The organism is Alcaligenes sp. YSL9, from assembly GCF_030515105.1.
Classification (GTDB): Bacteria; Pseudomonadota; Gammaproteobacteria; order Burkholderiales; family Burkholderiaceae_B; genus Alcaligenes; species Alcaligenes phenolicus.
The window spans coordinates 393,851-406,218 of record NZ_JALXJU010000001.1 but is presented as its reverse complement, the minus strand read 5'-3'; the positions used below and the strand labels follow the sequence as shown (position 1 = coordinate 406,218).

At 57.5% G+C, this 12,368-nt stretch carries 10 protein-coding genes; 2 read left to right on the top strand and 8 right to left on the bottom strand.

Annotated elements, in window-relative coordinates:
* Positions 1-156: 156 nt before the first annotated feature.
* From greB to M2Q46_RS01800, 7 genes are all read right to left on the bottom strand, one after another.
* Positions 157-750, bottom strand: a complete 594-nt coding sequence (gene greB, locus M2Q46_RS01830) for a transcription elongation factor GreB (protein ID WP_009457980.1) — start codon at positions 748-750, stop codon at positions 157-159.
* A gap of 17 nt (positions 751-767) precedes the next feature.
* Positions 768-1,616: a 3',5'-nucleoside bisphosphate phosphatase gene (locus M2Q46_RS01825; RefSeq protein ID WP_137430915.1), complete on the bottom strand. Its 849-nt coding sequence runs from the start codon at positions 1,614-1,616 to the stop codon at positions 768-770.
* A 6-nt stretch (positions 1,617-1,622) separates the two neighbouring features.
* A complete protein-coding gene (locus tag M2Q46_RS01820; RefSeq protein ID WP_137431589.1) occupies positions 1,623-2,519 on the bottom strand; it encodes an alpha/beta fold hydrolase in 897 nt (298 codons plus the stop codon).
* A 121-nt stretch (positions 2,520-2,640) separates the two neighbouring features.
* Complete coding sequence (locus M2Q46_RS01815; protein WP_302356491.1) at positions 2,641-5,109, bottom strand: DNA internalization-related competence protein ComEC/Rec2; 2,469 nt, start codon at positions 5,107-5,109, stop codon at positions 2,641-2,643.
* 200 nt (positions 5,110-5,309) lie between these two features.
* The gene (locus tag M2Q46_RS01810; protein WP_302356490.1) at positions 5,310-6,143 is read right to left on the bottom strand and encodes a TatD family hydrolase; all 834 of its coding nucleotides are present in this window, start codon (positions 6,141-6,143) and stop codon (positions 5,310-5,312) included.
* Between the two features lie 74 nt (positions 6,144-6,217).
* A complete protein-coding gene (locus M2Q46_RS01805; RefSeq protein WP_302356489.1) occupies positions 6,218-6,931 on the bottom strand; it encodes an ABC transporter ATP-binding protein in 714 nt (237 codons plus the stop codon).
* Positions 6,924-8,198: a lipoprotein-releasing ABC transporter permease subunit gene (locus M2Q46_RS01800; protein ID WP_009457991.1), complete on the bottom strand. Its 1,275-nt coding sequence runs from the start codon at positions 8,196-8,198 to the stop codon at positions 6,924-6,926. The genes M2Q46_RS01805 and M2Q46_RS01800 overlap by 8 nt, the downstream gene beginning before the upstream one ends.
* A 42-nt stretch (positions 8,199-8,240) precedes the next feature.
* Between M2Q46_RS01800 and M2Q46_RS01795 the strand changes: the two genes are divergently transcribed.
* Both M2Q46_RS01795 and recJ read left to right on the top strand, forming a co-directional pair.
* Positions 8,241-9,188 carry a hypothetical protein gene (locus M2Q46_RS01795; RefSeq protein WP_137430912.1) on the top strand — a complete coding sequence of 316 codons (948 nt, stop codon included), beginning with the start codon at positions 8,241-8,243 and terminating at the stop codon, positions 9,186-9,188.
* Positions 9,170-10,894 carry a single-stranded-DNA-specific exonuclease RecJ gene (gene recJ / locus M2Q46_RS01790; RefSeq protein WP_115635146.1) on the top strand — a complete coding sequence of 575 codons (1,725 nt, stop codon included), beginning with the start codon at positions 9,170-9,172 and terminating at the stop codon, positions 10,892-10,894. Before M2Q46_RS01795 ends, recJ begins: the two co-directional genes overlap by 19 nt.
* Positions 10,895-11,181: 287 nt before the next feature.
* On the opposite strand, the gene M2Q46_RS01785 is transcribed toward recJ, so the two are convergent.
* The gene (locus M2Q46_RS01785; protein ID WP_226349696.1) at positions 11,182-12,018 is read right to left on the bottom strand and encodes a dienelactone hydrolase family protein; all 837 of its coding nucleotides are present in this window, start codon (positions 12,016-12,018) and stop codon (positions 11,182-11,184) included.
* Between the last annotated feature and the right edge of the window lie 350 nt (positions 12,019-12,368).

The following is a 12,368-nucleotide window of genomic DNA, read 5'->3' as shown; positions in this document are numbered from 1 at the left end:
TAAATGGCGTGCACAAAAAGGGAAAATTCAGTTCAAACAACGGGGCCGCAACAAGCGGGGCTGGAGACACAGCAAACCCGGCAAGCTCGACAAGACGTCTTGAGGGGCCGGAGCGATTCGCGCCCCGTAATCTCCAATACGGACCCGGTACGGCGTTCAAATCGGGCTGTCTCCATCCAGATCAGGAGCTGGCGCGGGCTCGGGATAGGACACTTCCAGAATATCCAACTCTTCTTTGCCGGCGGGGGTACGCAGCACCACGGTGTCGCCTTCACGCGCCTTGATCAGGGCCCGGGCCACCGGCGAAATCCAGCTGATACGGCCTTGCAAGGGTTCGGCCTCGTCCACGCCCACAATGGTGATGGTGAACTCTTCACCCTGGCTGTCGCTATAAACAACGGTTGCACCAAAGAACACCTGATCGGGATTGGGCTGCAAGCCGGGATCGACCACTTCAGCAATTTCCAGACGCTTGGTCAGGAAGCGGATACGGCGGTCGATTTCCCGCAGGCGTTTTTTACCGTACAGATAATCGCCGTTCTCGGAGCGATCACCATTGGATGCCGCCCAGGAGACGATCTGCACCACCTCGGGACGCTCCTTGTTCATCAAATGGCTCAGTTCGCCACGCAAACGGCGATACCCCAGGACCGTCATGTAATTCTTGGTCCCACTGGGTAGCGCACTGGCCGGGGCGTCCAGATCGTCGTCATCGTCCTGATCGGACTCTTTCACAAAGGCTTTATTCATCGTTTTCAAGGCTCCTGCTAGAGCCACTCCTGCCAAACGGGTTTCAATCCCGAGGGCAAAGGCGGCAAACCGCCTAAATCAACACGCCCTTCGCTGGGACCATGAAAATCCGAACCACAGGACACTTCAAAACCATAGCTGCGTGCTACCTGGGTATACACGCTGTATTCCTGCGGAGTGTGACTGCCCGTCAGCACTTCAATCCCCACACCACCCAATTCCAGAAACTGGGTATACAAAGCATGGCTGCGGGTGCCGTCCAATTCGTAACGTCCGGGGTGGGCAATAATGGCCTTGCCGCCCGATTCACGTATCCAGCCCACCGCTTCTTCCAGGCTGGCCCAGACGGTTTCCACGGCAGCAGGCTTGCCATCCGCCAAGTAGCGGCGAAAGGCCTCATTCATATCAACGCAGTAACCTTGCTGTACCAGAAACCGCGCAAAGTGCGTGCGGCTGATCAGTTCCGGATTGGCCGCAAATGGGACTGCACCTTCATAGGCATTGGGAAAACCCAGTTTTTCCAAGCGGTCACCCATTTGACGGGCGCGTTGCTCGCGGCCAGCACGCACATCATGCAGCGCCTGCTGCAGGGCAGGATGGTCCGGGTCCACGCCCAAGCCAACAATGTGGATAGTCTTGTTCGCCCAAGTGACGGAGATTTCTACCCCGTCCACAAAGCGTATGCCCAGATCCTCGGCGTATTGCCGGGCCAATTTCAAGCCACCGATTTCGTCATGATCCGTCAGGGCCCACAGTTTCACACCGTTAGCATGCGCACGCGCGGCGAGTTCCGCGGGGCTGAGCACACCATCTGAATAAATGGAATGGCAATGCAAATCAACGGGCAAGCGGGCCTGAACACTCATAAGGGGCTATCCAGCTAGAAAGTAGTCGATGTGGTCGATTTGCTCGGCATTGCGCAGCATGGGCGCATGTCCCACATTGGGAATAGTCACCAGTTGCGAATTAGGATTGCGTTGCAACATTTCCTGGGCCGCTTCTGGCTTCAAGAGATCGGACTCTTGACCGCGCACGATCAGCACCTTATCCGGCAAACCCTCATAGGCGCCCCACAACAAGGCCTGTGCCGCTTGCAAGTCCACATCCGCTTGCTGAGCAAAGGCTTGCGACAAGCGCAAATCGTAATGGCGACGCCATTTGCCTTCATGTTCCACAAAGACGTGGCGGGACATATCGGCCCACTCTTCAGCGGAATGCTCCCCGAAGGAAGCCGAGACGGAACGTACATACTCCACCGCCTGTTCGAAGGTATCAAACAGCACGGACTGCCCAACGTACTCACTGATGCGTTGCAGCCCTGTCATATCCAGCGCCGGGCCTACATCGTTCAGAACGACTCGACCCAAAGGCAGTTGCAAGGGCTCGACACCCAGACCTGGTCCGGGGCGAGCCGGACGCAGCAAGGCTGACATGGCTTGCGCGCCTTGCAAACCCAAGGCAATCAAACCGCCCATGGACGTGCCCACCCAATCCAGCCGTGCCGGCTGCAATCGGGCAATCAACACCAACATGTCGGCAACGTATTGAGGAATAGCGTAAGCGGCAGGATCAATCAGCCAATCAGAGCGGCCACGTCCCACAACATCGGGGGCTACCACACGGTAACGTTTGGACAGGCGCTGAGCCAGTTGATCAAAATCCCGGCCAGTACGCGTCAAACCATGCACGCACATCAAGACCTGATCGTTACCGGGATCGCCCCACTCCCAGTACGCCATGCGGTGCGTACCGGAGGCACTGGCACACATAACCCAATTAAGGCGCGGCTCCTGAAGATCAGTTGTCATGAACGCTCAGACCAGAATTTGACAGATAAAGGACTATTGTAGCCCAGCCCGAGGGCTTTACTATGCCGTTTCTGTCCTGCCGTCAGGGCGGTGCTGGGGACTGCCAGTAGCGGGCGTGACGATCACGCTCGCCAAAGTAATACAGGGCCGAAGGACGCGACTCCACAGTCAAAGCGCCCCAATGATCGGTACGCAGGAATAAAGCGCCGGAGCGTTCCCAACGCGTTTGCACCTGCGCATGTGGATGCCCAAAGCGATTCCACCATCCTAGTTGAGCAATCGCCAACCCCGCTTGCATGTGTTTCACAAAATGCGCCCCCGAGGAGGTCCGGGAACCGTGATGCCCGACTACAACGACATCAACAGGCCCCAAGCCCGCCGCCACAATGGCTTGCTCCTGCGCCACACCGGCATCGCCCAAAAGCAAGGCGCTGTGTCGGGCACCTCGAATTTCCAGCACACAGCTGATGGCATTCTTATCTTCCTCACTGCCATAGGCGGCCTTGAATCTGGCTTCATCCGCAGGGGGCCACCAGAACCGGAAACGTACGCCGTCTACCTCCCAGTGCACATCCTGCTCACAGCGCAGGGCCTGCTCCGGGCGAACAGTGGAGCCAGCAGGCACGGCCAGCAAACGCTCCTCCCGATTCAGATGCGCGTCCAGATCAAAGCTGCTATAGGAGCGGCTAACCGGCACCGCCTGCAATACGCTGCGCGTCCCGCCCACATGGTCCATATCGGCATGAGACAACACCAAGGTATCGATCCGCCCTATTCCCTTGGCTTTCAACCAGGGGGCAATGCTGCGTTTGCCTTCATCGGAATCAGGGCCGTAGCGGTTTCCCACGTCAAACAGCAACACCTGACTGCGTGTACGCAGCACCACCGCACTGCCCTGGCCTATATCCAGGGCAAACAAGTCCCAGTCCCCTTCCTGCAATAAAGAAGGTCGCAAAGCCAAGGCGGGCACCAACAGAGACAGGCCGCTCAAGCGGGACACAAAGCCTTTGGGCAAAAGTAATAGCAGTACCCCCAGCAAAGCCAGAACTGTCCAAGCCCAGTGCTGGGCAGGCACTGGCACACTGGCAAGGCTACGCTCCGCCAGCCAGATCGTAGGCTGCATGGTGAAATCCAATACAGCATGAGCAAGATTGGCGACAGACTCGCACCAGCTTGGCGGAGCCTGTAGCGCCGCCAAAATCAACAAGAGCAGCACCAGCGGCGTCACAACTGAGCCGATCAAGGTGATGGCATACGCATTCGCGGGCAAGGAGGCCAAGGATATTTCATGGAACAAGGGGGCCAGTGCGGGCAACAAGGCCAAGGTAATCAGCACCTGCAACTGAGTCGCAAACCAGATCCGCCGCCCCCAGCGCTGCCACCGGGTGCCTGGCTGCGGCACCTGCCCCATCAAAGCGCCAAACGCGAACAAGACCGAAACAGCGGCGAAAGACAGATAAAAGCCGGTGGTCAGCCCCGCCCATGGATCATGCAAAACCACAAACAGAGCTGCAATCAGTAAAGTCCGGCTGGCTCCCAAATGTAAACCCCGAATACGGCAGACACCCAGCACCAGCAACATCAAAAAAGTACGCTGGGCAGGAACACCCCAGCCTGCGATGACGCAGTAAGCACCCGCCCCGGCAATACCTATCCAGGTCGCAGCAACCTGAGCAGGAACTTGTTCGGCCAATACCCAGCGCCCCCAACGAACACGTCGCCAACACCAGGACACTAAGGCAGCCAACAACACGGCCAGGAACGTAACGTGCGTGCCGCTGATGGAGACCAGGTGCGTCAGGCCACTGCGATTGAAGATCAGCCAATCCGCTGCGGCGATACTGGCCTGATCTCCCAAAGACAAAGCCAGCATCACCCCGCCCCAGCGTTGTTCTTGTACGTAGGGCATCAGGACGTTGCGCAAATGATGGCGTAGACGCTCCGTCCATGTGAACCAGGACTGCGCCGGATCGAAGTCCAATCGTTGTGGCTGACCCCGCACACTGCCCACAGCCCGCCAGCCTTGAGTCATGGCATGACGTTCTGCGTCAAAGCCATGAGGGTTACGGGCTCCTTGAGGTGGACGCATCAATAAAGACATGCGCCAGCGCTGACCGGGCATCAGCTCGGGGAAGCTTTGTACAGACGGCTCACGGTACAAGGAGCGATGGCCTTGAGCCGCATTCCAGCGAACCAGAATCTGCTCGGGCAAACCGGGGGGCTGGGAGCTCAAGACTCGTGCCTGAAACTGTCTGTAATTCGGCCCTGCCTGTACCAAGGACCGGATTTCCAGCTCTACCCGACTGACTTTATTGATGTCAGTGACCGGGACGGATTGAGCCAGCCGGCCCTGTATATGCCAAATGCTGTAGCTGGCTCCCAAGCAGGCAAAGACCAGAACATAAGCAAAAGAAAAACGCTGCGCCAGCAAGATGCTCACAACCACAGCACCCAGCCACGGCCAAACAGGCAAGGCCAGATACGAAGGCTTCAGGAAATGGGTGAATGTGGCTGCGGCCACAAAAGCGGCTAAACACGCACGCCCTGTCATGGGCTCTGCCCTGCCATCGTGATCTCCACGCAAATCTATAGCGTAGAGTTCAGGCGTGCCTCAAAGGGTCGAAACAAGGACACTTTGCTCATATCGGCTTGTACCGATAGGCAAAACGCGCCTCTTACCTGACAGATAAACCAGGAGTGAAAGCCCAGTGAAAAAGCAGTTCTGGCAACATCAAAAAGCCTGCCCCCAGCCTAATACCCCTGGCTAGACAAAAACGCATCCAGCCTTGGCAAGACTCGTCGTACCGTGGCCCCGGTCTGGCGAATGACATCAGCCACGCCCGTCCCCCGCAGCTCTGCAAGACTCTCCGCGACTCCTTTCACCTCAGCCGGCTCATTGCGAACCGATGCCAAGGGAGTCCCCGGCTCCACCAGCCAGGACGGCGCCAAATCCGGCGCATCGGTTTCCAGCACAATATCATCAAGACTCATATCCTGCGCCAGACGGCGAATCTGCTTGGCTCGGCCAAAGGTCATGGCCCCACCAAAACCCAGCGCACAGCCTTGGCGTACGAACATCTGCGCCTGCTGCTCACTACCGTTAAAAGCATGGGCGATTCCGCCTACTCCCGGAAATTGCCGCAGATATTTCAGCACCCGGTCTTGAGAGCGACGCACATGCAGGAGTACAGGCAAGCCATAGCGTTGCGCCATGGCCAATTGAGCTTCATACAGCCATTCCTGATGACGACTAGCCTCTTCGGTTTTCAGCTCTGGCACAAAGTAATCCAGACCGATTTCACCCAAGGCGACAAAACGCGGGTCGTCCAGACGCAGCTGGATTTCCTGCTCCAGGGCTTCCAGATCTACTGCCCCCGCTTCAGGAGTAAACAGGGGGTGAATCCCCAGCGCATACACGCCTCCGGTTGCTGCCATCGCGGTCTCACGGGCAGCTTGAAAGTCAAATACACCTACGGACGGCACCACAATCGAACGTACACCCGCCACGCGGGCACGCTCAATCACCTGCTCTCGGTCTTGAGCAAATTCGGGAGCATCCAGATGACAATGCGTATCGATAAGCATAACGAGACTCCCCACAAACCTCAGCCCCTCAAAGGGAAGGACGCGGTATGACAGCCCCACGCCCCTGCCAGGTATTAGACCCGGCGCTCGGCCCTGATTTCCTGGGTCAGATAGCCCTTGTCCATGACCAGCTGACGATGGGCCAGGGAGGCCAGGGCCTGGTCATGGGTCACGATGACAAAAGCCGTGCCGAACTCTTCATTGACCCGGCTTAACAGTTCAAACATGCCTTCAGCGGTATAGCGGTCCAGATTACCCGTAGGCTCGTCCGCCAGGACGCAGGCAGGTCGTGTGACCAAAGCACGCGCCAAGGCCACTCGCTGACGCTCGCCCCCGGACAACTGACCCGGATAGTGATGCACGCGCTGGGACAAACCCACTTGTTCCAGAACCTGCTGAGCCTGCTCGCGCGCCTCTGGGCGCTTCATGCAACGCACGATCAAGGGCATGGCCACATTGTCCAGCGCATCAAACTCAGGCAGCAAATGGTGGAACTGGTACACAAAGCCCAGCACCTTGTTGCGCAGCTGACTGCGTTCGCTTTCATTCAGACTCTCTGTCTGGGTGCCGTTAACCTCGATGCTGCCTGTATCAGGCTTGTCCAGCAGGCCCAAAGCGTGCAGCAAGGTACTTTTACCCGAGCCGGAAGCGCCGATAATAGCCACCATCTCGCCACGACACACTTCCAGATTCACCCCGGAAAGCACTTGAATGCTGTTGCCACCTTCCTCGTAGTGGACGCTGACATCGCGCGCGCGCAGCACGGTTGGAGCGATAAGATCAGTCATGACGCAGCACCTGTGCAGGTTGAAGCTTGGAAGCACGCCAGCTTGGGTACAGCGTGGCCAGGAAGGACAAAACCAGCGAGACGATAGCAATCAGCACAATGTCATAGACCTGCGGATTGGAAGGCAATTCGCTGATGAAGTAAATCTGCTGAGGCAGGAATTTACGACCCATCAGGTTTTCAATAAAGGGCACGATCACGTCGATATTGTAGGCAATCAAGGTACCCAAACCGACGCCCAGCAAGGTACCCACAACGCCAATCAAAGCACCTTGCACCAGGAAAATACGGGCAATCTCGCTGGGGGTGGCACCAATAGTGCGCAGAATCGCAATATCCGACTGCTTGTCTTTCACGGCCATCACCAAGGAAGACAGCAGGTTGAAAGCCGCCACGGCCACAATCAAGGCCAGAATCAGAAACATCATGCGTTTTTCGGTTTGCACAGCGGCAAACCAGGTACGGTTATTAGCTGTCCAGTCCGACACCAGCACGTTGCGCGGCATTTTGCTGGCCAACTCCTGAGCCACCATGGGGGCCTGCTGCATATCTTTAATACGCAGACGCACACCACTATTGCCACTGTCGCGGAAAATCTTGGAAGCATCATCCACGTTCACAAAAGCCAGGCTGGCATCGTATTCGTAATAGCCGGAGGAAAACACGCCGGTTACCGTGAACTGGCGCATGCGTGGCGAAAAGCCGGCTGGCGAGATCGAGCCTTGCGGGGCCATCAGCATGATCGTATCGCCCGTACTGACACGTAACTGATTGGCCAACTGCTCGCCCAGCACAATCCCGAAAGTGCCTGGCTGCAGATTTTCCAGTCGGCCCATGACCATTTGCTGGGCCAGCTCGGACACCTTGCTTTCCTGATCAGGCTCAATGCCACGTACCTGCACGCCCATCAATTGATTACTGCGCACCAGCATGCCCTGCCCGGCCACATAGGGGGCCGAGCCCACCACCGCCGGATTGGTCTGGGCTTTTTGGGCCAGCGACTTCCATTCATTCAGGACTTGCTGATGATCGGCATTGCGCACAATCAACTCAATATGCGGCAAGACCGACAGCATGCGATCACGCACCTGGGTCTGAAAACCGTTCATGACAGACAGCACGACAATCAGCGCGGCTACCCCCAGGGCAATCCCCGCCATCGAGCTGCCCGCAATAAAGGAGACAAAACGGTCTTTTCGTCCCCCACGCCGTTTGCGGCCCTTGGCCAGGCCGGCATACCGCGCTCCAATCCAAAATTCGTATCCCATGCGAGCTGCTATCGCCTCAAAGAAAACACTACAATCGCTGTCATGCAGATCGTAATCAACGGTGCGCTGCCGGAACCGGCCATCGCGCGCGAACTCATCAAACACTTGCCCCAGACGGCCCCTTCACTGGTTCAGTTACTGACTCAGGGCAAAGGCACGCTGTCGGTACGCGACCCGTCCGAGGACCTGTGCACGCCAGCACAAGCCTGGCTTTTGCACGCCCACGGCTTTACGGCGCACCAAGCCCAGCATCTTAGCGCAGGTCTGGCCCCTTTGCGGCTACGCCAGTTGAAACAAATCCACTCGGTGACACCTGAAGAAGCTGTCTGGCTGGCAGAGCTGGTGCACATTGCCCCCTCTCGCGAGGGCGCCATGCTGATACCCAGCGAGCAACTGGCCTTGACTGAGTCCTATAGCCGCGCCTTGCTGGAGGCCATTCGCCCTTATCTGGACGACACCGGCTTTCAATTCGAGTACATCAGCCCGGCCTTGTGGCGTGTCACTCCACCGGCTGATTTTACGGTGCAAGCGGCCTCCACAGAACTGGTCAGCCAAAGCAATTTGAATAATTGGTGGACACAGGATGTGCAAACCCGCCCCTGGCGTCGTCTTATCAATGAATTTCAAATGCTGGCCTTTTCCCTGCCGGACAATCAGGAGCGCGAACAGGCGGGTCTGCCCAATGTGAACAGCTTGTGGCTGTTTGGCGGAGCGTCCTGTCAGCAATTAGGCCCCGAGCCCGCCGAACTGCGCATTATTGATGACTTGCAAGACAGCCTGATACGTCAAGACTGGGGGCTTTGGCTGCAACAACTGGCCGAGCTGGATCGTACCGTGCTCGCCCCCCTGGCCGCAGGGCCCATGCCAGAACTGGTGCTGACCGGACTGGACCGCTATGCTCACGTCGGTCCCGCCTCGCGCCGCATCTGGCCCCTGTCCCTGTTCAAACAAACCTCTAACTGGAGTCAGTGGTGGTCACCCCTATCCTGAAAAACCGTCCCGCTCAAGAAGCCGCCAGCCACGCCCTGAAACAGGCCGGGATTCACGATTTAATGGCCCGTCTGCTGGCCTCCCGGGGTGTAACCGATGCCGCCCAGATCGATCCGGCCTGGCGCAACATGATTCCGCCCAATATGCTGACCCAGGCTCGTGAAGCCGCCGTCTTGCTGGCCGATGCCATTGCCCGCCGGGACCGCATGCTGATCATTGCCGACTACGACTGTGACGGCGCTACCGCCTGTGCAGTCGGCCTGCGCGCGCTGCGCAGCATGGGCGCAGTCGTGGACTTTCTGGTTCCAAACCGTTTTGAAACCGGCTATGGCCTGTCACCCGCCGTGGTCGAACTGGCTGAGCAACATCCCTCGGGCAAACCGGATCTGCTGATTACCGTGGATAACGGCATTGCCAGTATTGATGGTGTGGAAGCCGCTCATATGGCGGGCATGAAAGTTCTGGTCACAGACCACCACCTGCCCGGCGATGAGTTGCCCAATGCCCTGGCGATTGTGAACCCCAATCAGCCCGGCTGTGAGTTCCCCTCCAAGAACCTGGCCGGTGTGGGCGTTATTTTTTACCTGATGCTGGCTTTGCGTGCCGAGCTGCGTCAGCGCGGGGTATATGAGGCCAATGCAGGCCCACGCCTGAACGAACTGGCCGATCTGGTCGCCCTGGGGACCGTGGCCGACGTAGTCAGCCTGGATGCCAATAACCGCCTGATCGTCACCCAAGGGCTGGAGCGCATGCGCAAGGGCCAGATGCAGGCTGGGCTGCGCGCCCTGTTCCAGGTTGCTGGCCGTGACCCGCGGCAGGCCAGCGCCTTTGATCTGGGTTTTGCCCTGGGGCCACGCATCAACGCCGCCGGTCGACTGGCCGATATGGCCTTGGGCATACGCTGCCTGATCACGGATGACGAAGACGAGGCCGCTAATTTGGCTCGCGAACTGGAGGACATGAACCAGGATCGCCGCTCGATTGAGCAATCCATGCGCGAAGAGGCCCTGCGCGCAGCCGAACTGGCCGAACCGGACACCAGCGCCACTGTGTGCGTGTTCCACCCCGAATGGCACCAGGGCGTGGTTGGCCTGGTCGCCTCGCGTTTGAAAGAAAAGTACTGGCGTCCTACCCTGGCGTTTGCACAAGGTGACGAAGGCGAGATCAAAGGTTCGGGCCGCTCCATCCCCGACGTCCACCTGCGCGATGCGCTGGATCTGGTCTCCAAACGCTACCCCGGCCTGATTCTGAAGTTTGGTGGCCACGCCATGGCAGCTGGCCTGACAATCGAAGAAGATAATTACGATGTGTTTGTGCAAGCTTTTGAAGAAGCCGTGCAGGAACTGACAGGCCGCTTCCAGTTTGATCCTGTCATCGAAACGGACGGTTCGCTGGAGCCCGAGCACATCAATATTACGGTGGCCGGCATGCTACAAAAACAAGTCTGGGGCGCAGGTTTTCCAGCACCAGTATTCCATGACCGATTCTTTGTGCGCCAGCAGCGCTTACTGAAAAACAAGCATCTGAAATTGAGTCTGGAGCGTAACGGCGAATACTTCGATGCCATTTGGTTCAATCGCGATACCTTGCTGTCCGAGCATATCGAAGCCGCTTATCGCTTGGACCAGAACGAATGGAATGGAAACGTCAGCGTGCAATTCATTATTGAATTTGCCCAGGACTGCCCCAACGATCCATCCCGCTGACCGAACCCAAGCACTGCCCTTCCCAATAACATATCCGTGACCGCTATCCCTCGCTCATCACACACAAACAGGGGTAGCGCACTCACGATGGGAGAATACGAGGCAAACCTACGCAGAATCAGCACTGCCCTCAACAATGATGCGCCCCATTCGGATAAAACCCTTAGCCTGCCAGGGTGCCTGGGGCATATCTCGTTTGAGCTGAACCAATAAAGAGCGCTCGAAAAGGGCTGCTGTTCTGGTCCGCCTATGCACTGCCCAGCGTCAGAACCCACCTTTTGGACGGCTTAGCTCAAATGCTCACGGAAGAACTCGCGAATGCGTTTATAGGCCGCTTCGCGGGCAGCGGGATTGGCTCCCACATGCACTCCTGCCTGACCATTAACACCGTTAGGTACATTCTTACGGACGTAGACTTCATTTTCGCTGTCAAAGGCATGATAGGCGCCTTCATACACAATCAGTTCAACAGGCTCGTTGCGCTGCTGGCTACGAGTCGTCAAATCTCTGCACGGCGCTACCGGCGTCCAGTCGTCTTTCTCGCCAGCCAAAATCAACAAAGGGCCATACGCAGAAAACTCGGGGCGCTTGCGCGACTGCCAGCCGCAGCCTGGGTATAGGGCCACCGCCGCTGCAAATTGCTGTCCCGAGCGCTTATACGCTTCGCTTGTCGCGTCCATTGCCGACAACGCACCGCTACCCCCGTGCGAAAACCCGATGGCACCGATCTTGTCAGTCACAATGTCAGGGCGCGAATTTAAGTACTGCAAGGCCCCATAGGCATCCCTGATCCGGTGTCTGTTCTTAATATCCCGGTCCGCAAGAGGTGTCGTGCATATTTGTGACACGCCACGTGGATTAAAGCTGTCCACAATCAACACCGCATAGCCCATCTCGTTGAGCAAGTGCGCCATATTGGTAAATCGCGAGGTAATGCGCCCAGTCTTGACGGATAATGCACCGGCGCAGCCATGAAACATGACAACAGCAGGGAAAGGCGCAGCGCCTGCGGGCTTGAACAGGTATCCGTCCAGCGTTAAAGCCTGATCGCCCTTCCACTTATCCAGACTAGGAAAACGAAGCTGCTCAGGCTGTACCGGTTCCCCCTGCGCTACTCCCAGCATGGCCCCGCCCAACACAAGAGCCAAAGCCGCTGAGACCAGGTTCCTGATCCGCGAACCAGACCTAAAGCTGAAGTCTCTTACTATATATCCCGCATCAATCCGATTATTTACCAGGTTCTGCCTACTCTTCTTCATCGCCACCACTACCAGAAAATCTCGTTCAAAACACAAGGCCAAGCGCTGCCGCCAGACAGTACGACAACAATGCGGCTCCAAGCCTAGTGCAACATAATTGGAACTGCGATTCAACCGAGGTTAACAACCCCTTAAGCCTATTGGCGCTCTCAGAACATGGCGCACGGTACTGCCTCGAACAGGCACAATCCATACCTTAGGTAACGAAATACCTA